The 22,181-nt window shown below is 36.2% G+C and carries 21 protein-coding genes; 8 read left to right on the top strand and 13 right to left on the bottom strand.

Translation table 11 applies throughout. The features are described from left to right. Window positions 1-199 precede the first annotated feature (199 nt). Entirely contained in the window at window positions 200-628 is a 429-nt protein-coding gene (locus tag V6670_RS01830; protein ID WP_338652334.1) for a hypothetical protein, read from the top strand. Between the two features lie 46 nt (window positions 629-674). Here V6670_RS01830 and V6670_RS01825 read toward each other — a convergent pair whose 3' ends face one another. Further along, the gene (locus V6670_RS01825; protein ID WP_141905163.1) at window positions 675-2,354 is read right to left on the bottom strand and encodes a hypothetical protein; all 1,680 of its coding nucleotides are present in this window, start codon (window positions 2,352-2,354) and stop codon (window positions 675-677) included. A 131-nt stretch (window positions 2,355-2,485) separates the two neighbouring features. Between V6670_RS01825 and V6670_RS01820 the strand changes: the two genes are divergently transcribed. From V6670_RS01820 to V6670_RS01810, 3 genes are all read left to right on the top strand, one after another. Further along, on the top strand, window positions 2,486-3,136 hold the full coding sequence (locus V6670_RS01820) for a lysoplasmalogenase (protein WP_036117779.1): 651 nt from the start codon (window positions 2,486-2,488) through the stop codon (window positions 3,134-3,136). Window positions 3,137-3,225: 89 nt separating this feature from the next. Then, window positions 3,226-4,455 carry a peptidase T gene (pepT, locus tag V6670_RS01815; RefSeq protein ID WP_338652333.1) on the top strand — a complete coding sequence of 410 codons (1,230 nt, stop codon included), beginning with the start codon at window positions 3,226-3,228 and terminating at the stop codon, window positions 4,453-4,455. A 181-nt stretch (window positions 4,456-4,636) separates the two neighbouring features. Beyond that, window positions 4,637-5,599, top strand: a complete 963-nt coding sequence (locus tag V6670_RS01810) for a multidrug resistance efflux transporter family protein (RefSeq protein ID WP_338652332.1) — start codon at window positions 4,637-4,639, stop codon at window positions 5,597-5,599. Between the two features lie 280 nt (window positions 5,600-5,879). Here V6670_RS01810 and V6670_RS01805 read toward each other — a convergent pair whose 3' ends face one another. Continuing rightward, entirely contained in the window at window positions 5,880-6,311 is a 432-nt protein-coding gene (locus tag V6670_RS01805) for a DUF4395 domain-containing protein (protein WP_338652331.1), read from the bottom strand. A 119-nt stretch (window positions 6,312-6,430) separates the two neighbouring features. Here V6670_RS01805 and V6670_RS01800 point away from each other — a divergent pair, with 119 nt between their 5' ends. Further along, window positions 6,431-7,141 (top strand): Fe-S oxidoreductase, encoded by a 711-nt coding sequence (locus V6670_RS01800; RefSeq protein WP_338652330.1) that lies wholly within the window; start codon window positions 6,431-6,433, stop codon window positions 7,139-7,141. A 60-nt stretch (window positions 7,142-7,201) separates the two neighbouring features. On the opposite strand, the gene V6670_RS01795 is transcribed toward V6670_RS01800, so the two are convergent. Together V6670_RS01795 and V6670_RS01790 are read right to left on the bottom strand one after the other, a co-directional pair. Beyond that, on the bottom strand, window positions 7,202-7,885 hold the full coding sequence (locus V6670_RS01795; protein WP_338652329.1) for a GNAT family N-acetyltransferase: 684 nt from the start codon (window positions 7,883-7,885) through the stop codon (window positions 7,202-7,204). Between the two features lie 11 nt (window positions 7,886-7,896). After that, window positions 7,897-9,009: a dipeptide epimerase gene (locus tag V6670_RS01790; RefSeq protein ID WP_338654434.1), complete on the bottom strand. Its 1,113-nt coding sequence runs from the start codon at window positions 9,007-9,009 to the stop codon at window positions 7,897-7,899. Window positions 9,010-9,089: 80 nt separating this feature from the next. Here V6670_RS01790 and V6670_RS01785 point away from each other — a divergent pair, with 80 nt between their 5' ends. Further along, the gene (locus tag V6670_RS01785) at window positions 9,090-10,331 is read left to right on the top strand and encodes a hypothetical protein (protein ID WP_338652328.1); all 1,242 of its coding nucleotides are present in this window, start codon (window positions 9,090-9,092) and stop codon (window positions 10,329-10,331) included. Window positions 10,332-10,394: 63 nt separating this feature from the next. On the opposite strand, the gene nhaC is transcribed toward V6670_RS01785, so the two are convergent. The 8 genes from nhaC to V6670_RS01745 form a co-directional block, all read right to left on the bottom strand. Next, window positions 10,395-11,843 carry a Na+/H+ antiporter NhaC gene (gene nhaC, locus V6670_RS01780; RefSeq protein WP_338652327.1) on the bottom strand — a complete coding sequence of 483 codons (1,449 nt, stop codon included), beginning with the start codon at window positions 11,841-11,843 and terminating at the stop codon, window positions 10,395-10,397. Between the two features lie 281 nt (window positions 11,844-12,124). Next, complete coding sequence (locus V6670_RS01775) at window positions 12,125-13,234, bottom strand: amidohydrolase (protein ID WP_338652326.1); 1,110 nt, start codon at window positions 13,232-13,234, stop codon at window positions 12,125-12,127. Between the two features lie 205 nt (window positions 13,235-13,439). Beyond that, a complete protein-coding gene (locus V6670_RS01770; RefSeq protein WP_186436215.1) occupies window positions 13,440-13,583 on the bottom strand; it encodes a hypothetical protein in 144 nt (47 codons plus the stop codon). 249 nt (window positions 13,584-13,832) lie between these two features. Then, the gene (locus V6670_RS01765) at window positions 13,833-15,842 is read right to left on the bottom strand and encodes a TRAP transporter permease (protein WP_338652325.1); all 2,010 of its coding nucleotides are present in this window, start codon (window positions 15,840-15,842) and stop codon (window positions 13,833-13,835) included. Further along, window positions 15,839-16,297 (bottom strand): DUF1850 domain-containing protein, encoded by a 459-nt coding sequence (locus tag V6670_RS01760; RefSeq protein WP_338652324.1) that lies wholly within the window; start codon window positions 16,295-16,297, stop codon window positions 15,839-15,841. Before V6670_RS01760 ends, V6670_RS01765 begins: the two co-directional genes overlap by 4 nt. Before the next feature lie 187 nt (window positions 16,298-16,484). Beyond that, the gene (locus V6670_RS01755; protein ID WP_338652323.1) at window positions 16,485-17,477 is read right to left on the bottom strand and encodes a TAXI family TRAP transporter solute-binding subunit; all 993 of its coding nucleotides are present in this window, start codon (window positions 17,475-17,477) and stop codon (window positions 16,485-16,487) included. Between the two features lie 307 nt (window positions 17,478-17,784). Beyond that, complete coding sequence (locus tag V6670_RS01750) at window positions 17,785-18,333, bottom strand: superoxide dismutase family protein (protein WP_338652322.1); 549 nt, start codon at window positions 18,331-18,333, stop codon at window positions 17,785-17,787. Between the two features lie 189 nt (window positions 18,334-18,522). Continuing rightward, entirely contained in the window at window positions 18,523-19,323 is an 801-nt protein-coding gene (locus tag V6670_RS01745; RefSeq protein WP_338652321.1) for a 3D domain-containing protein, read from the bottom strand. 298 nt (window positions 19,324-19,621) lie between these two features. Between V6670_RS01745 and V6670_RS01740 the strand changes: the two genes are divergently transcribed. Then, complete coding sequence (locus V6670_RS01740; RefSeq protein ID WP_141905175.1) at window positions 19,622-19,801, top strand: YjfB family protein; 180 nt, start codon at window positions 19,622-19,624, stop codon at window positions 19,799-19,801. Between the two features lie 35 nt (window positions 19,802-19,836). After that, on the top strand, window positions 19,837-20,988 hold the full coding sequence (locus V6670_RS01735; RefSeq protein ID WP_338652320.1) for a response regulator: 1,152 nt from the start codon (window positions 19,837-19,839) through the stop codon (window positions 20,986-20,988). Between the two features lie 60 nt (window positions 20,989-21,048). Here V6670_RS01735 and V6670_RS01730 read toward each other — a convergent pair whose 3' ends face one another. Beyond that, window positions 21,049-22,065, bottom strand: a complete 1,017-nt coding sequence (locus tag V6670_RS01730; protein ID WP_338652319.1) for a GGDEF domain-containing protein — start codon at window positions 22,063-22,065, stop codon at window positions 21,049-21,051. Window positions 22,066-22,181 lie beyond the last annotated feature (116 nt).

Genomic DNA, 22,181 nt, shown 5'->3' with positions numbered 1-22,181 from the left:
ATAAATGGGGTTACTATCGTATGATTAGAACCCCATTTTTTTCATAATTTTATTACACATCGATATTAAGGCTAGTGATTTTGTCTCGATATAGATAGTAAGTTCACCAATAAATTAAACGAAAAGCCTCTTCCCTTTTCCAGCTATTCCATTCATATTAATAAATGATCCCTAATGGATGAAAGGAGTTAAATGAATAATGTCTAATATCAATAAACATCTTGCTCGTACTTTAGAACAACAACATAAAAGAAGTGTAAGAGGTTTATTTTTAAAAATAGAGGAATTAAATAATGCATGTACACAGCTAAGAAAACGATTAGAGCCTAATGTTGATTTGACACTGTATAAACAGGCTATTGATTATGTTAATCAGTTCGTTTCCCATACCTCTATTCTCAACTTGAAATTTATTACCAATACACAGAATTTAGAAGTAGCTGTTTTACATACTCTTCTTTTATCCTATATTTTAGAACGCGAATCCACGCATTCTTTTGCGTACGAAAATAGATTACTGCAAGGCTATTTACATGAAATCTTTACATTAAATGACCATGCAAAAACACTCTTTATGAACCATAAAGAAAAAATGCTAACCTTTATTCAAGAGGACAAATCCACATAATAAAAGACGATCTTGATATATATATCGAAGATCGTCTTTTGTTCTTTTATTGTAATCCCTTAATCATGAGGGATCGAACTGGCAAGAATTGTTCACCTGTATCGCCATATGTGAGAATGACCTCATCACCTTCTTGTAAATATATTGCTAAAGGCTCTGTTTCGGCACTAATTAAATAATTTTCACCATTATTTAATAAGAAAGATACCATTGTAAAATCACCTAGACGTTCTTTGTAAACACGCATTACCTTCCCGCTCACTTGTTTCTCTTCTGCATTTGAGCTACCATCTACTGTATTCCCTCCACGACTTAAGGCCGTTTTATATAGCTTTAGTGCCTCTTTAGGAGTAGTAGCATAAACAGATATTTCAGGATTGGCAGCAGACACGATAAAATAGTTTTGTAAAAAGCCATTGGAATCTAGCACCGCTGTCAGCCAGCTTGCTTCACCATAAAAGTTATATAACACTGGCATTTCACCAGTCCATTTTTTCTCAATAAATTTCTTCTCGATAATTTGTAAATTACCCTGTGAATCCATATAACTTGAATCTAAATTTCCTGTATAGTATGTGGCATCCCCTGTACGAGCATTCGTTAAGGAATAGCCTAACATTGAATCTACGCCTTCTTTAGGGCTTGTAAAATCAGTAAAGTAATACATATCACCCTTCTCATCGAAAATTGGACTTACATTCGATTCTGTTCCTTCATCGGAAGGGATCTTTACATCCTTTTTACCAAACATACTGTTCCAAAAACCGTGAACATAATTACCAAAATAACTGTTTTGTAAACTTACTGTCTCTGGTGAAACTGCACCATCAATAAATTCAGGTATTTTGTCCAGTTCAACCGTTTCCGATTTCCCTGTTAGTGCATCAACTAAAACAATCCCTTTCACATCAAAGCCATTACGCGCGGTAATAAATTCACCATATGAGCGAATGTAATACGGCTTACCTTCATCATCTACTTCAAGCTGAACGTCTCCATAAAAAATAAGGAATGGATGTTGTAAACGAATATGACGTTCTAAATTAGCATTTAAATATGCTGAAGGAACATATTTCATTTCCTCTTTAACGAATTTAGGATTATCTGCAGAATCTGTGGCACTCATAATAAAGTAACCAGGTGTTGTATCCCCATTCATCCATTTAAAGAATCCTGAAAATTCAACTGGTGCGATATAAACAAAATCACCCTTCACTTTTTGGATTTGTAAGCGTCCTAACTCATAGTAACTAGTGTTTGGCACTTGCCCGAAAGCTTTTTTCATTTTATTGCGAGCAAATTTCGGTGGTACACTTGCAGGTGTTTGTGTCTCATCGAATGGTTTTATTTCAACTTCTTCCTTCATTTCTGAGGATTCAAATTTTTCATTAGCATTCCATAGAGGAGCCGATAATACATACACAGCTACGCCTAAACTTGCTAAAAATAAAATACCTTTTATTTTCCGTTCAATACCACTTGCAAGCAGGGCGCCAGCTAACGTTAATAAAATAATAGCAGGCCAAAAAACAAGCCAGTTTACATCAATTTTTGTTACATATAGAGTGATTGCAGTAGCTAAAAATCCTAGTACAAAGACACCAATAAAAAAGTATCCAATCACCTTTCTTGATTTACCATCTTCTCGCTTCTTTGTAATAAGCGGTGTCACTAACACACTCGCGATCAATGCAATGACTGCAGAAGCTATCAGTAGCTTAGTCATTTGGTTCATCCTCTCTTCAGCTTTCTGTCTACTTATTTACGGTTACATACTAAAAAAGTTTCATACATACGTTGTACAGAAAGGAATTCTACCATAAATATTGAATTTCAAAAGGAAAGGAGCTGAAAAATTTGTTAAAAAAATTTCTAATAGGTTTCATTATTTTATTTGGTCTTTATTATATATTTCTCTTTTCCCATATTGCCGAAAGTTTAAAACTCATTTTTAAAGTGATTCCCATGTTGCTCATCATTATTTTAGCTGCGATTCAGAAGCCATTACATATTAAAAAATACCAACTTTTAATTATTGCTGGGCTTATATTTTGTATGATTGGGGACTATACATTGCAGTGGTTTTTAATTGGTCTGACTAGCTTTCTTATAGGTCATGTCTTTTATATTTTTGCTTTCTCTACCGCAAACGAGCGGCAAGTACCCACGTGGGCAAAAATACTCTTACTGCTTTACGGAGCGAGCATGGCCATCTGGATTGCAGGGTCTGTCTTTAAAACAGGTGAAACGATACTTGGTATCGCAGTGATTGCCTATATTTCAGTGATTCTCACTATGGGATGGACGGCCATAAAAACCGATTCTACATTGGCGACAATTGGTGCTCTGTTATTTATTGCTTCTGATTCTTATTTAGCTATTAATAAATTTGTCACGCCACTAGCTTTTTCACACGAAGTAATCATGCTAACTTATTATAGCGCTCAATTACTTATTGCATTAAGTATCCTTCAATATTCCGAAATCCGAAGTAAAGTGTTACAATAATATCAATTATGCCTTGGCATAATGCGCCCAGAATCAACTTTGTGAATGCACAAAGAATTTTAACATATACACATTAGGAGGCCATACTTATGAAAGAACAAGTAATCGAGCGATTAATACGCTATGCAAAAATTGATACACAATCAGACTTCACAAGCGAAACAACTCCTTCTACCCAAAAACAATTTGACCTGTTACATGTCCTGAAAGACGAACTTGCTGAAATTGGCTTAACAGAAATTACATTAGATGAAAATGGCTATTTATTTGCTTCATTAGAGGCTAATACAGATAAAGAAGTACCAACTATCGGCTTTTTAGCCCATGTTGATACAGCTACCGACTACACGGGCACAAATGTGAATCCACAGCGCATAGATAATTATGATGGTGGAGATATTCAGTTAAATGAACATTTAGTGATGTCCCCAACTGACTTCCCTGAGCTTAAAAATTACGTGGGTCAGACACTTATTACAACAGATGGCACTACGTTATTAGGGGCTGATGATAAGGCTGGTATTGCTGAAATTATAACAGCGATGGAATACCTCATTAAAAACCCTACTATTAAACATGGAAAAATTCGTGTAGCCTTTACACCAGATGAGGAAATTGGACGTGGCCCACATAAATTTGATGTTGCCGCGTTTGGAGCAGACTATGCCTATACAATGGATGGCGGACCACTTGGTGAGCTACAATACGAAAGCTTCAATGCCGCTGGCGTAAAGGTTGTTACAAATGGAACAAGTGTACACCCTGGTTCTGCGAAAAATAAAATGGTGAATGCTATCACAATGGCCATTGCCTTCCAAAATGAAATGCCTGCTGACGCAGTTCCTGAAAAGACAGAAGGTTATGAAGGTTTCATTCATTTAATGGGCTTTAAAGGGGCTCTTGAGCATACTGAGCTATCTTATATCGTGCGTGACCATAATCGTCAAAAATTCGAAAAGAAAAAACAATTAATGCTCGATACGGCTGCAAAAATTCAAGCACAATATGGCGAACATGCCCTAAGTATTACAATTGAAGATCAATACTACAATATGGGCGAAAAAATTGAGCCTGTAAAAGAAATTGTTGATATCGCACGTGCCGCAATGGAAAAATTAGATATTACACCAAATACCTTACCAATTCGTGGTGGTACAGATGGCTCACAATTATCCTATATGGGCTTACCAACACCTAATATTTTCGCTGGTGGCGAAAACATGCATGGTAAATTTGAATATGTATCTGCTGAAACAATGGAAAAGGCAACACAAGTTATTATTGAAATCGTTCAGCTCTTTGAACAACAAGCTAAATAGTCTATCTTATTTCTGATGAATTTTCGAGTAAGTTCAATTGATTCTAGACTCACGCTAAATAACAATACTCATCGTTACGAAGAAAGGCTTTTCCTTTCTTCGTCATTTTTTCAGCAATAATTACTGAATTTTCAATTTACATAAAGGGTTTAAGCTCTAAACTCAAATTGAGGTGAACGATATGAAAGAAATTGCATTAGGCATTTTAGCTTCTCTTTTCTTTGCCGTGACTTTTATTTTAAATCACGCAATGGAAATGCAAGGTGGTAGTTGGCTATGGAGTGCATCACTAAGATTCTTTTTCATGCTACCCTTTTTACTTATCATTGTCTTTTATCGCAAAGGCTTTTCACAGCTTTCAGGTGAAATGAAAGCACAGCCTATAGCTTGGTTACTTTGGAGCTTTGTTGGATTTGTTTTATTCTATGCACCATTAACCTTTGCCGCAGCGTTTGGTCCAGGTTGGTTGGTTTCTGGCACATGGCAATTTACAATTGTTGCTGGTGTATTATTAGCTCCCCTCTTTGTTTCAGTTATTGCGGGTAAAACAATACGTCAAAAAATACCTTTCATATCTCTTCTAATTTCATGTGTCATCTTAGTAGGTATTCTACTTATACAAATACCTCATGCCCAATCGGTTTCGTTTAGAAGTTTAATGCTCGGTATTTTACCTGTCATCGTCGCAGCATTTGCCTATCCTCTTGGTAATCGCAAGATGATGGAGATTTGCGGGGGACGGATTGATACTTTTCAGCGAGTACTTGGTATGACCATTGCTTCAATGCCAGCATGGATCATCATAGCTATTTATGCCAGTCTTACAGTTGGACTGCCCTCAGCAGGTCAGATGTTCCAATCATTACTTGTAGGAATTAGTTCAGGTGTCATTGCAACAGTATTGTTTTTCATAGCAACCGATCGTGTAAGAGACCATCAAGGGAAACTAGCCGCTGTGGAAGCAACCCAATCAACAGAAATTTTATTTGTTATTATCGGTGAGGTTTTATTATTAGGTATTGCCTTCCCTAGCCCTATTGCACTTGCAGGTCTGGGAGTCATCATCGTAGGTATGCTATTACATAGTTACTATACAATGATCATTGGGAAAAAAAATGCTGTTCAACAGAATATATCTTCCTAACAGTCCTTTTATGGGCTGTTTTTTAGTAGGCGTAATAAATTTGCCAACAAAAAAGACGACTCCATCCTATTAAATAGAATGAGTCGTCTGAGATTTTCACGTTCCCAAAAAATGAGGGGGGTTTTAGGAGCGTAATCATGAACTAGCAAACTTCTGGAGAAAAGTAGCTAAAGTTCATCCTCTCTACACTGTATTGTAGCGGAGGAATAATCTTTATACGATAATGATAATCATTATCAATTAAATTGTCAACAATAATCTAATAAAATTTTTCCCTTTTTTAAAAAGATTTTTTTAATGAACGACGGTACTGCCATTGCTTCAATTGAAAATGTAGAAAACAACCAATACAAAAACCTGCGATTGCGATAGATGATGCGATTGCCACCATGCTAGTAAAGATATGACCGATAACAGCCCAATTCAACATATAACCTAACAAGCCTACCCCTAAACAAAAGCTAGCAATGCTGGAATTAAATTTTTGCTGTTGTGCATCCTCTGGTATATATGCAGATGGGGCCTTTTTTAGAAATAGCTTACCGACACGAATAATAGGGTTATAATTGAATACTATACCCAATAAATTTGCAGTCAGTGGAATGACTAAAAGCCATGTAACCCCTGTTAGCCATGTAAAGATAACACTTAAAAGAATGATCCATTGATTCAGTCGAACGAGTGGTCTTGGAATTGCATGAGGCAATAACATTCTAAAACCCACCTTTCAGATATGTTTAATTAATTTTACTGTATGACATTCCATTTGTGAAGCAAAATTGATTACTTTATAATGAAATTAACAGAAGTTCAAAGGAAAAGAGGATTACCATGCCAGCTTTAACGATGGATCAAGTTCAACAATTAAATTCCTATAGCATCTACACAGCTGAACCTAAGCGGACTTTATTTACATTAGCTGATATACATAAAGATTTTTACCATCCTGATTTTTTGAACCTCATGATGGGTATAACAGATGCCGCAACAGAAACGGCCGCTATTTCTCATTTTGCTCGCCGCTATGGTATGTTCTTTGCTATGCAGTTTTATATGCTTGCCGCTTATGATGAGATATGGGATGGCAAGCCACTCGAATTACGTTTCGATGCTGCAAAGGAATTCAATAGCTTTACCGTTGCCATGTTCGCCAATCCAAATGATTGGCGTTATGTTGAGGAAGATGAACGTCAAGCGGTCATTGAGAAAATCCTTTATGATGGCCATGTGATTGTTCAACAGCTTCGTAAAGTAACATCGATTTCCCCTCTTACCATTTGGGAAAACTTCTTTGGTTATTTGCTATGGCACTATCATGTCTTGTTATCTAATCCGGGCTTGGCCGATCAAGCCATGGACGATATTGAAGCTTTAGAAAATCCAGAAACATGGTCACGCTTCTCCAATAAATCTTGGTGGGCGCAGTATACAGGCTGTCAGAGCCCTACGAATTTAATCAATATTCCTGTTAGAAAATCTTGTTGTTTTTCTAAAGATATCCCTGGTTTAATGGCCTGTGGCTTTTGTCCAATGAAGAAATAATAGACTCTCGTAAAAAAGCCTTACCCTCCACCAATTTATGCGAAGGGTAAGGCTTTTACTTTATTTTTCGTATACAACAAACCAATCATTGTTTTCTTCAAACATCCTCGTACCAAGAAAGCCTTGTTTTAGCAGTTGTTGTTGTGCGGCTGTATCCCCCATTGATATTACTTGTTTGTCAGTAAATACTGGGGACAATTCCTGTTGTAAGTCTTTATAGAAAATATAACGGAGCTTATCAACATATTTAATTTTCAAGCCTTTAATAACGAGATTTTGCGAAAATTTATCTTTTAAACTTGGTATATTATATGGCTTTACAGTGGAGCAAACATAATCATATTTTTCTAAATCAATCGCATTCATTATTACTGTAGCCAATGTTTTCTGTAAGCCATAACCTCGATATTTCGGTGAAACATTCGATATTTCTTGATATAAAACACGCTGAAAATCATTTTCCGCAATTCCACAATCATAGCCTAGATGTTCCTCATCAAAAGGCGGATTTAACAATGCTCGAAAGGCAATTAATTCGTCCTCTACATAAGCACCAATCATCATACCGTTGCCATTTAGAATATATTCAAATTCATCTGTACTTAAAGGCTGCAAGATACTTTGATCTGCTAATGCTTCATAAACTTCAACCTGTAACTCCTCAATTTGTTGTAAATGCTGAGGCGTTAATTTTATGACAAAAAACGGCGTCTTATCAAGCATATCTTCATAAATCTTTTCCATATTACGCCTCCTTAGGCTGTTACAACAGTTGAGAACTTACATAATTCCTGGATTACATCCTCATCCACTTCTACACCTAGCCCAGCCTGTTCATTTAAGCAAATAAATGGAACATCATAACGTAGATTCCCTACATCTTTAGAGAATTTTAGTGGGCCTGTTAACTCTACACTTGTCATAATTTTCTTAGAGAATGCTACATGGAAACCTGCAGCAGAGCCAACAGATGATTCTACCATGGAGCCAATTTGACATTCAATTCCCGCCATTTCTGCCATGATAGCTAGCTTCATGGCAGGGTAAATGCCCCCACACTTCATTAACTTAATATTTACTTTATCAGCGGCACGTTTGGCAATAATTTCACGCATTTCACGTACGCCACGAAGTCCTTCATCAATCATTAATGACACATCGGATTTTGATTTAATCTCAACCATTCCATCAATATCTTCACTATCTACCGGTTGCTCTAACCAATCAATGTTTAAATCCTTCATAGCACGTAAACCCTGTAAGGTAGTAGACGCATTGCCCCACCCTTGATTTACATCCACTCGGATAGCAATATCTTCACCTACACGTTCGCGTACTGCTTTAATGCGTGCAACATCACGAGTTACCTCTGTACCTACTTTCATTTTAAAAGAACGATAGCCCATTTCTACTCGATTAGCCGCCTCTTCTGCCATCTCTTCAGGCGTCCCAATACTTAATACATGGGTAATTGGGAATTTGTCATGATAACGTCCACCTAAAAGTTGGTATACAGGGACTCCTAATGCTTTCCCAGTGATATCGAAGCAAGCAATATCAAGTGCTGCTTTGGCGGCTGGTACGTCTTTTACAATTTTATTCATTTTTTCGTGCAGCTTTTCAAAAGCCATTGGATTTTCTCCAATAACCGCAGGAGCAAGTTGATGTTTTAGCACAGCATATGTGCTTTCCCATGATTCCCCTGTTACATGCTCATCAGGAACTGCTTCCCCATACCCCACAATACCTGTATCGGTAGTCACTTTTAAAATAATAGAAGGCATTGTATCATATGTAGCATAACTAATGATAAATGGATCAATTAGAGGTAAATGTATTGCAAAGATTTCTACTTGTTGGATTTTCATCATAATCAATTTCCCCTGTCGTTATATATGTCGTTAATACGTCGTTAAATATTTAAAAAAATAGAAAAGGAACGATGCCCATGTCTACCAAAATAGCGATTATTTGTTCTAAAGCATTTATGAATCGTATTATTAGTATCGCACAAAACATAGCCGATGTTCAATTAGAATTTTATCTTTACAACCACCCATCTGAAGCACCAACTTTAATGAAGCAAATTAAACCATGTGACGCACTGCTATTAGGAGGAACATTACCCTATTTACATGCCCAGTCATTACTTTCGGAAATCCCAATACCATGGAATTATATTAAACAAGATGAAACAGCCATTTCTACAACACTCTTATCACTAGTAGCCAAACATAGTGTAGCAATCGATAGAATTTCCATTGATGTTATGAATCCAGTATTCGTTGACAATGTTTTAACAGAAATAGAATATACTGGACCGAAGCCACATGTTCAGCATATATCGATTACAGAACCAACTGAGCATATTTTACAGCGTCATATCACCTTGTGGAATGCCAAAAGTATAGAATTTGTCATTACAAGTATTCATAGTGTTTTCGATGAATTACAAGCACTTCACATACCTGCAATGCGTATGCTAGATACTACAAATTCTATTCTTCAATGTCTAGAAGAAACTAAATCCAAATCATTACTAACAAAATCCGAAGCCTTTAAAGCCGTTGTCGGTCTATTAGAAATTCAGGAGGATTCTTCAATCGAATCAACTATTTTAAATCAAATTGCAAAGGCTACTTTTTCAACGTACAAGCAAATTTCTGCACACACCTTTGAGCTCTACACAACCGCTGGTCATTTACAAAATGCACTAGAAAAGGAAAGCTTAGAAGAACTAATACAACAAATCGAACAACCTTTTAAGCTAGCATTCGGTTATGGTTACTCCATTTTGGAAGCAACTCAAAATGCACAGCAAGCTTTAACATTTACGAAGCCTTTTGAGATTTTCATTCTTGATGAACATAAAAATCTATTAGGACCTTTTCCGAATTCAGAAGGTAAAGTGTCTTTAAAAACAGATGATCCCTACGTTTTACAAATGGCTAAGCTAACAAGCCTCAGTCCATTAAATATCTCTAAAATAATCAATTTCAGCCATGATCGGCAATCCGCACAATTTACATCACAAAATCTTGCTGAATATCTTCAAGTTACTCGACGAACAACCGAACGTATTATCAAAAAATTAGTTGATAATGGTTATGCAAACGTTGTCGGTGAGGAAATGACCCATCAACAAGGCCGTCCTCGAACCATTTATGAATTGAATTTTGCGACCTACTAAATGATGGCATCAAGAGAAAAAGGAATTCTCGTAGATAAACATGTATCTACGAGAATTTTTATTTTAATCAACCATTACCATATTATCCGTATTTTCCGCTTCTTGTTCCTTTTTACGTTTCTCAGCTTCTGCTATTTCCTCTGGTGTTAATTTAACAATGGCAAATCCAATATATCCATAAATGATGGAGATAATAGGTACAGCAAAATTAAGAATGGCATATGGTGCGTATTCCATAGCACTTACACCTAAAGTAGCTAAAATAAATACACCACAAGTATTCCAAGGGAAGAAAACAGATGTTAATGTTCCCCCATCTTCTAATGCACGAGATAGGTTTTTAGAATGCAAACCACGTTGTTGATATACCCCCGCAAACATACGTGAAGGGACAACAATTGAAATATATTGCTCAGAACATGTTGCATTTGTTGTTACACATGCAGCAATAGTTGAAGCAATAAGACTTCCTGTAGATTTAGCAAACTTCACAATTACGTTCATAAGCGCTTTTAACATTCCTGAATACTCTAAAATACCACCAAAAGTCATCGCTACAATGGTCATTGAAACCGTATTCATCATTGAATCTAAACCACCACGGTTAAATAAATCATCCACCATGTGATTACCTGTCGAGATTTCAAATCCAGCTTGTAATGCTTGTACAGCACTTGCAGCTGAACCACCTTGTACAAAAATTTGTAGTAAGAAACCTGAAACAATACCAATAATTAACGCTGGAATTGCTGGCACCTTTTTAGCTACTAAAACAATAACACCCACTGGTACAAGTAATAGTAAAGGAGAAATCACAAAACTTTCTTCCATCACTTTTAACGTTGTTAAAATTTCTTCTGATTTCATGGAAACATCTGCAAATTTTCTACCGATAATTCCAAAAACAACAAGCGAAATAATTAACGCTGGAATTGTTGTATAAAGCATATGCTTAATATGCTCAAATAAATCTGTACCTGTTAAACCAGCTGCTAGATTCGTTGTATCAGATAATGGTGACATCTTATCTCCAAAGTATGAACCTGAAATAACCGCGCCAGCAATCATAGCTGCTGGAATACCCATACTTAAACCAATACCCATCCCTGCGACACCAATTGTCGCCATCGTTGACCATGAACTACCAATAGCTAATGACACGATTGAACATAACACCATGATTGTCACTAAGAACCACGCTGGAGAAATTAATTTTAAGCCATAGAAAATCATCGTTGCTACGACTCCGCCACCAATCCAGGCCCCAATTGTCAAACCTACTAAAATAATAATGACAATAGCGGGTAATGCCAGACGTATCCCCTTATACATCATTTCTTCAATTTCTGACCATTTGTATCCATGCATTTTGGCAACAATTGCTGCTACAGTTGTGCCAACAAGAAGAGGTACGTGAGGACTTTGCTCTAAAACAACTACTGTAATCAACATTGTAACAATCATAATTGCAAAAGTTAGTAGTGCCCAACCTGCATTAATATCCTTTTTCATTCTTCCATCCCCTTTTTTTGCACCAAATCCCATTTCGGTTTTTCAAAGACGCAAATAATTTTTTACGTTTTTTAGCTTAATATTCAAAAAATTAAAAGTCAACGCAAAAAATTTATGCCTCTCTAGCAAATCCCTTTGTTTTAGCGTAATAAAACGCTTTCAAGTAGCAATAAAAAGCTATGCAAACCCTTGAATATCCATACATTTCAGGAAATGTTCATGCAAAAAAGCTATATGAAAAAATAAATTACATTTTTTCATATAGCTTAAAAATTATTTTTTTATTCAGGTTTTTTTTCTAATACACAAGCAAGTACTTTTGCAGCATCCATTAAAGCACTACGATCAAATGTCATCTTAGGATGATGTAATCCTGGCGTTAGGTTTGCCCCGATTCCAATCATCGCTGCTTTTAATTCTGGCTTTTTCACTGTATAGAAATGGAAATCATCACTACCTGGTGTAGTTATTTCATCCGCTAAATGTTCTTCACCTAAAGTTTCAATGATGGCATCCTTCGCCATGTTTGCCGCAATTGGTGAAACTTCAGCACCTGGCGTAAAATCAACCCAATTCCAAGTCATATCAATTTCAAATTGTTGCTGTATTGATGTTAAACCAAACTCAATTTTGCTGCGTAGCAATTCGAGCTGTTGATTGTGTTGCGCTCGAATATCCATTGAAAAGCTAGCATTACCTGGAATAATATTTGTACTACCTCCATCTGCGATAATTTTCGTTAACTTCGCAGAATGTGGTTCAAATGGAGATAAATGAATACTGTGTAGCATTTGTTGCACAGCCATAATGACGTCAATCGCATTTTTACCTTGGTGAGGTCTAGCACCATGCGCATCAATGCCTTGAATAGTCCCCTCTAAAAAATAAGCTGCACCATGATGGATTGCTGGCGAAACTTTACCAAGTGGTAATTCTTCAATTGGTCTTAAATGGACACCAAATAAATGTGTTACTCCATCAACCACTCCTCGTTCAAAAGCTGCACATGCGCCATTCCCTAATTCTTCAGCAGGTTGGAAAATGAAACGCACACGATGTTGCAATGGGCGATCCTTCAGTAGTAGTAATGCACCAAGAACCATTGTCATATTGGCATCATGTCCACAAGAATGATTCGCCTGCCATTTTCCATCAACTTCTTGCCATAAAGCATCGATATCAGCGCGGACTGCAACTACTTCTTCACCTGTTCCAATTTCAGCTATTAACCCAGGTATGTCACCTAGTAAACGATAACTAATCTGTAATTCATCCAGTATTGAAGCGATTTTCTTAGTTGTCTCGAACTCCTTCCAGCTTACTTCTGGATATTTGTGAAAATGATCAAACCATTGATAAATCGTTTCTTCTACTGTTAAAGCTTTTGACATAACTACACCTCTATACGCATTTTTGTTTCCCATTATACATGAATCCATTTCAGAAAAGTACATATGCCTTAAGACCTAACTAAAATAGTAAAGGGATGTATTTCATTATTATGCTCCTAACAAGCCGTTTATAAATCGAGGTGTACAAAGTAATGGGCTATGTTAAAAGTTATCATCACTTTCAACATAGCCCATCAAATATTCATTATAAACTGGTAAAAAACCCTTCTGGATATTCTTCATAATGTACCTTCTCCATTAGCTCCTCATTTTTTTCTTCCTCTTCATAGAAATCAAACTCTTGATCCATTAAATACGTTTCAAATTTTGAATTGAACAATTTACCCATTGTATCACTCCTTATTTAATTGAATTTTCTGATAAAAGAATTATACAATAGGAATTTAGCAAAATGCAATAAATAATACATATTATGCATTATAAATATAAAACTGATCTCACAATTAGATTGAAATTAACTAATATTACCAGAATATACTATACGACTCTCCCTTGCCATTAAAACATCTGCTCATTAACAACTGGAACAATGCTTAGCCAGTTATTAATTAAGCAGATATGTTTTCAAGTCAAATATTTATGATACTGAAACAATTTTTTTATGAGATATAAATTGAATCACAAACATTACAGTAAAGATTCCTAAACCTGTCCAATCCGAGAATTTTTCTGGATAGATAAGTAATAGCCCTGCCATAATAACGATGATTCTTTCAAACCAAAATAGTTTGCGATACCAGTAACCGATAACACCTGCACCAATTGCTACCATTCCAGTGATAGCGGTAAATACTACCCATATAATTTGCGGTATTGTTGTATCAATCATTAACAATGCTGGTGAAAAAACAATCATATATGGAATAATAAATGCCGCAATCGCAAGTTTCGCTGAGTTAACACCCGTTTTAATCGGATCGCCACCTGAAATACCCGAAGCAGCAAATGCAGCAAGCGCTACTGGTGGTGTAATATCGGCAATGATACCGAAATAGAACACAAAGAAGTGTGCAGATAATAACACAACTATGGGCACTAATTCTTGCGGTGTATTTGGCGATAATAAAGCCACAATAGCTGGAGCAGCAATTGTCGAGGTAATGACATAGTTGGCTGTAGTAGGTGCACCCATACCAAGAATAAGGGAAGCAATCATAACAAAAACTAATGTCAAAATAATACTACCCCCGGCTAAGGCTACTAAACTATTTGCTAAACTTAAGCCTAACCCTGTTTTTACAACTACACCTACGATAATCCCAGCGCAAGCTGTAGCTGCCACTACACCTAATGCGGTACGCGCACCTTCAACTAATGCTTCAATTACGTCTTTTGGCTTGAGTCGAGTCTCCTTATTAAACATAGCAACACCAATTGAAATAATAATTCCATACAATGCTGCATGCATAACAGGTGTACCGGTTAGCATTAATACAATAATCGCAACAATCGGTAATAGGAGATAAATCTTCTTAAATACCTCTCGACGATTAGGCATTTGATCGTCTCGTAAACCTTTTAAACCCACTCTTTTTGCCTCAAAATGCGTCATAATCCAAATACCTGTAAAATATAAAAGAGCAGGAATGGCTGCTGCCTTCGCAATATCCCAATACGTAATGCCTCGACCAATAAACTCGACCATAAGGAAAGCTGCTGCACCCATAATCGGCGGCATAAGTTGGCCACCTGTTGATGCTGCCGCTTCCACTGCACCTGCGAATTCTTTACGATAGCCTAGTTTTTTCATCATCGGAATTGTGTAGGAGCCTGATGTTACTACGTTAGCTACAGAGCTTCCAGAAATGGTCCCTTGAAGTGCGCTTGAAAATACAGCTACCTTTGCAGGACCACCAATTAATTTACCAGCTAGCGCAACTGCTAGATCGTTAAAATACTGGCCAACCCCTGTTTTTACAAGAAATGCTCCGAACAGTAAAAATACAAAAATAAATGTGGCTGATACACTAATTGGCGTACCAAATATCCCATCAGTTGTGAAGTACATAAGATTTACAATACTCTCTAAATCCTGTCCTCGATGTGCCATAAATGCTGGGAAATAAGGTCCATAATAAGCATAAAGTAAGAAACAAACCGCAATAATTGTAATTGGTAATCCCACAGCACGACGAGCAGCCTCGAGTACTAATACAACAGCTATTAGACCAATAATAAAATCTACCTGTGTAATAGAACCATTGCGATTCACAAGCTCTGTATAGTTCATAGACCAATAAGAACCAACTGCAATGGATAGTACTGCTAGCAAATAATCGAACCAGGCAATTTTATGCTTTGGCGCTTTTTTACGAGCTGGAAATAATAGAAAAATTAATGTCAAACCAAAGCCTAAATGAATCGTACGTTGGATTTGAGCAGGAAATTGCCCAAAAATAGCCGTATACAGTTGGAACAATGAAAATGCTAAAAGACCAAAGAAAATAACATGCTTCATTACACCTGTAATGGTTCTTACATTGGATTCTATATCATACTTCTCAAGTATAGCTTGTTGCTCTTCAGCAGAAATTTGCTCGAATTTTTCTACTCGTTCTTCTTTCTTTGATTTTTCCTCTGTTGTCATTTCATCCTTACTCCTTTCCACTGTTCATAAAGTGATAATCGTCTAATTTCAAATAAATAAGATTTTCCCCTCTGTAAATCTTTTTTTAAATTATATTCTCTGTCTTCATAGTCGAAAACCAAATCTAAGTCTAAATCACCTATATAAATGGTAAAATTATTAAGTTCTCTGTCATCATTGAAACGAAGAATATATTTCCCGTCTCGTTGTATGAATGTTTGATTTTCCTCTGCATAGCCAGGCATACCAATAGCTAAGTCTTCATATTCCATCTCCATCATCTGAATACGATTTCCCTTTACATATTGATAGGTTTCTAGTACATCCGATTCATGTATGGAATGGGTATATCTAATTCGAAATTCATGCTCGGCTGAAATTGGTATGTAATGTACTTCAGCCTGTTCTTTACGGGTTTCTGTAAAGGTGAACACCTTTTGAAGTGGAAGAAACATGACAAGGCATAGGCAGAAACTAAAAAAAGTTAATATGATAATGATTTTCCTCCATCGCATCCTATCTTATTCCCCCACTTTAAAAGCTACTCGCCTAAACTCACGCCTTACAGTAAGAAAGAGGCTCGAAGCTTTACGCAATCCGAGCCCCTTTGTTTTAGAAAGCAAGTTTCAAACACTATTCACGCTATTTCTTCTCATCAAAGTATTTTTGTGCACCAGGATGTATTTCAATGCTAATCCCGTCTAAACCTGTTTCAGCTTTAATAAATCGTCCTTTATCATGAGAAATCTTATCTGTATTATCATAAATGGCTTTTGTCATTGAGTAGACAACTTCCTCTGGTAGATCCTTTTTCACAGCTAACATAGCAAGCACTGAAACGGTTTCCACATCGTTTGCAATACCATAAGAACCAGCTTTTACTGTGTCCTTTGCATAGTAAGGGTATTTATCAATTAACTCATCTGCTTTACCAGAGTCTACACCAACAATATTCACTTTCGTCGTAGCGTTCAATGCTTCAACAGCACCTGTTGGCGTTCCAGCTGTAATGAATGCTGCATCGATTTGACCTGATTGTAGGCCATCCGTTGACTCACCAAAATCAAGATTTTGTGCTTTGATATCATCCATCGTTAGACCATGGATTTCAAGTAATTGCTCAGCATTTGCATAGGTACCTGAGCCTGGAGCCCCAACAGACACCTTTTTCCCTTTTAAATCCGCATATGTTTTAATACCTGAAGCTTCAGTTGTAACTAATTGTACGGTTTCAGGATATAGTGCACCTAGAGCTGAAATTGTATCAATTTTATTGCCATCGAACATTAATGTTCCTTCAGTAGCATAGTAAGCAATATCTGTTTGAACAAATGCAATTTCCCCTTTACCATCCTGTAAAGCAGTCATATTGGCGGCAGATGCTTGCGACACCTCAGCAGTTGTTTTAATACCTGTTTCTGTTGTAATTAAATCAGCAAATGTGCCACCAAGTGCGTAATAAGTACCTTGAGTACCACCTGTTAATAGACTTAAAAACTTCGGCTTATCAGAAGATTTGGAACCTTCTCCAGTCGTTTCCTTTGAATTACCTCCGCTATCTGATCCACAAGCCGCTAGAATCATTAGCGCAAAGATACTTAGTAGCATCAATAATTTACATTGTTTTTTCCTCATAGTAACCTTCCCCCTTTGGCTATTTTTAAAGAATCTATTTAAAATTAACAAATTTGGTATAATAATGTCAATCTATTTATAGTAAATTCAGACTTTTATAATTATACGGAAACTAAACAATATCCCTTCATTCGGTTTATTATCTATTTAATTAATTAGCCCATTTTTAACTTATAAAAACCTATAATTTCTTTTTCTAATAAAATAAATAACAACCTTGATTGTATAAATAATGAATATTTTATATTTGTAAAACAATACAAAAAACTGCATCTAATAATTATTAGATACAGTCTTCCACATCATTTTATTGAATTACACCGCAAGCAATTCTTGCTCCAGAATTACCTGCTGGATCTGTTTTATAATCGTCAGCTGATTCATGAATAACAATAGCACTGCCATCGCTATCTAATAACGAATTTGGTTGATCTTTTTGTAAAGTCAATCCTTCAGCTAGGAAATCTAAATCAACATTACCATCCTCACCAATCTCTAAATTTGGTAAATCCCCTAAATGATAGCCGTTTGGATTTAATTTACCGTGCTCTTTATTGGTTGGATTAAAGTGTCCACCAGCCGTTTCAAATTTAGGTGGTTCACATTTCCCTACTTCATGAATATGAATACCATGTGTGCCTGACGGTAAGCCAGTTAATGCCAGCGTCATTCTAACGCCATTATCCTCTTCTTGAAAAAACGCATTCCCATAGCTTTCGTTATTTGCACCAATCACTTTTGCAGTAGCCGTTAAGGGGGACGTCGCATTTACAGGTAACTTTTCTTCTTTATTAAAGAAACTACAACCACCAACAAAAACTAATAAAGAAATGCCGATTAAACTTATTTTTTTCATAAAAATTCCTCCTCTATTTCTGATGATTACCAACTTACCCAGTACTTATGCACAAAACAAATAAATACGCCCTCCCCTCTCCTAAGAAAAAGGAGTATTTTTAATGCCTGCATATCGTTTTTAGTATGAAATATTTTTGCTGAATCAAAAAAAGGGATTTCCCAAAGCTTGAGAAATCCCTTTTCATAGTTAATCTAAAATTTTTACTGTTACGTGTTTCACACCCCATTGGAGTGCTTGTCCTTCAGTAGGAATAAATACATCAATTTTATTACCCTTAATAGCTCCCCCTGTATCAGCTGCTATCGCTTCACCATAGCCTTCCACCCAAACTTTTGTACCAAGAGGAATAACTCGAGGGTCTACTGCAATGACCTTTAAGTTGGGATTAGATCTAATATCTGTGCCATTTGCGGTAATACCTGAACAACCTTCACAATAGGCCGTATAAGCAGTCGCACGCATTGTCAATGTTTTACCAGAACCAGTTGCTGGAGAACTTGTTGGAGCACTTGCCGGAGCACTTGCCGGAGCACTTGCTGGTTTAGTTGTAGTCGTTGTAGCAGGTTTTGCAGCTGCAATTCCCTCAGAAGTTTTGGGCTTTGGTTTTGCAGCCGAAGCCTTAATAGCCAATGACTCACCAGCTAAAATTAAATCTGAACCAAGGTTATTCCATGCTTTTAGTTCATCAACCGTCACATTATTTGTACGAGCGATTGAAAATAATGTGTCACCGCCTTTGATGACATATTCATCTTCATTTGTCGACTCTATTTTTGTTGTCGTGTCCTTCACTAAATCCTGCTCTGGATAGAACCACAACGACTCCATCTCATTTAGTTGCTGGAATTCTCCAACCGTTAAATTATAAATCTCAGGAATTGCCCATAGTATATTGCCTGGTGATTTGTCCTTCGCGGAGGAAGGACTTGCATACAGACTCAAACCAAAGGTCACCGCTACTGCTAAAGCTAATGCTTTTTTCTTCATGTTTAGTAATACCTCCATCATTTTATTATTTGTTGCAAATCTGCTGCTAGCACACTAGAGTTGAAAGCTCTACTATGACAGCAACCATAAGTTTGCAAATTAATAACTCAGGGTTATCCGCCTGATATTAGGAATTATTACTATAAAAACGGAAAAATATACAATTTCAATTAATTTTTTAGTAATTCGCAGATTTTGAGGGTAAAAAATCTATAATTTTGTTGCACAGTTTCGGACTTTTTTATATTAGATATTTGCTATTTTTAGCCGATAAATAAAGAAAGGGGGGAATGTAGAAATGGAAATTAATTCACTCATGTCATCACAGCTGATGGAACTTCAACAAACCGTACAAATGAGCGTAATGCAAAACGCACTCAATTTGAACACATCTACAGCTATTGAATTATTACAAGATCTACCTCAGCAAGTTCCTACACATCCATACAAAGGATCAAGAATAGACATCTCAGTCTGATAATGCAGCTATATTTAGCGGAAGGTGGTCCTTATATGATCCGGGTAATTGTGATGGACGATGAACCATTAGCTCTTGTTAATATAAAAAAACATTTAAATGCATTTGATGACATTGAGGTCATTGAAACGTTTACTACAGCAAAAGACTTACTGATAGAAGGACCTACTTTAGACTTTCAAGTAGCCTTTTTAGACGTTGAAATGCCAGGTATGAGCGGTTTAGAAGTTGCACAACTAATAAAAACATGGGACAAAAACATCTGTATCATTTTTGTAACTGCCTATCGAGACTATGCTGTTCAAGCATTTGATGTACAATCTCTTGATTACTTATTAAAGCCGATTTCGAAATCTCGCTTAGAAACGACGATTAATAGAATTCAAGAGCTGGTCCAGAAAGATCTAACATCAGCAGCTCAAACTCATCAAAAGCCTTCGCTTACGATCAGATGCTTTGGAGAATTTGTCGTTTCTTATGATGAAAAAGCAATTCATTGGAGAACGATTAAAACAAAAGAATTGTTTGCCTTTCTTTTTTTACAGCTTCATATGCCAGTACCCCGTGATACCATCCTAGATACACTTTGGAGTGATACGGATATTAAAAAGGCAAGAGTCCAATTGCATACTACCGTTTCATACTTGCGTACAACGCTTTCATCGTATGGTTACTCTGATGTGATTGAATATACGAATGGCTGCTATATTTTGAAACTAGAGGATTTTCAATGTGATGCCCATGATTTGGAGTATATTTTGAATACTAAAGCAGAAACAGGAAGATTGGATATCGAGAAGGCGGAGGAGCTCATCCAAAATTATCATGGTGAGTTTATGGCGACATTGGACTATTCATGGACTGCCAGTAAAGCTAACTTAATGAATAAACAATTTACTCAATTACTCGATGAATTGATTCATTATTACACTAAAAACCAGAATTTTAAAAATAGAGAACGTTCATTATTGTTAGCTTTAGAGTTAAATCCATATTCCGATAAAACTGTTCAGCTATTAATTCGGCATTACACTGAGATTGGTAATCGTGCTGAAGCCATAAAAATGTATCATTCTTTTAATAGCCTTTTATTGTCAGAATTAAATGTATCACCCACTCAGGAGACAACAGACCTTTTTCAAAATGTTGTACAGGCACAAGCAAAGGAGCTTGAAAAAAGTTTATAACCCATCATGTTGAAGACATGAAAAAGCATGCTAGTGTACAAAACCAGCATGCTTTTTACATTATTTAACAATCATTTGTCTCATATTTCTAACTACACATAAACAGTTACGTCCTGATTGTTTAGCTTTATACAAAGCATGGTCTGCAATTTCTATCAATTGGTTTGGACTCTGGACATTTGGTGTAAAAGCCGTAATTCCAGCAGACATGGTTACAGGTCTACCACATGCAGTTTCTTGTAAGGCTTGCTTAATCCGCAGACTTTCTGCTAATTGTACAGCATCATCTATGTTCATTGAAGGCAGGATGATCATAAATTCTTCTCCGCCATATCTAAAGCAAAAACCTTGATCCCCCACACTGTTTTGCATATTAATAGCAAAGGCTTTTAAAACTTCATCCCCTACTGTATGACCATATGTATCATTTATACTTTTAAAATCATCTAGATCTATTAAGATGATTGCATGCGGGACCTTATCTACAATCAATTCATGTAAAGTTTGATCCATTCTTCTGCGATTAGGAATTCCTGTTAATGAATCTAAGTTTAATTGCTCTGTTAAATCAGAAATTTTACTTTGCGAGCAAATCACCATTTTTTGTACATTGTTTTTCAACAGCTTTGCTTCATAATACCAATCAGCAATCTCCTCAGTCTCCTGGCCCTCTTCACCTACTTCAATTCTTGTTGAAAGATCTTTTAGAGGCTGTGTAATTTTGATAGCTAACCATATAGTTAGGCCCAATACAGCTGCTACAACTATGATGATTGGGACAATAATTTTCTTAAAAAACAAACTAAAAGAAACCATTCTTTCATCAAGTAAAGTATCAACTACTTGTTCCATATACGGTTCTAATGAATGATCATTTGTCTTAGAACCTTGTAAATAGTCTTCCGTAATTGTAGAGACTTCCTTTACATAGATTTCTTGCATGTCTGTTTTATTTTCCTTCAAAATTTCATTAAAATTTCGATAGCTACTCCAAATACTAATACTAGATGTCGCGAGTACAACGACAATCGTCATACTAACAATAAGAAACGATAACTTTAACTTGAATTTACCCACAATAGATCATTTCTCCCATTGAGATGACTTTTTCGTTAAATCTTATCTATGTTTCAACTCAAAATTTAATATATTTATTCAATCATCATAAGCCATATCTCTTAAAGAAAACTTAA

Source organism: Lysinibacillus sp. Y5S-8, assembly GCF_036894365.1.
Taxonomy (GTDB): domain Bacteria; phylum Bacillota; class Bacilli; order Bacillales_A; family Planococcaceae; genus Lysinibacillus; species Lysinibacillus fusiformis_D.
The sequence above is the reverse complement of the archived record's forward strand: the minus strand, read 5'-3'. Positions and strand labels throughout refer to the sequence as shown.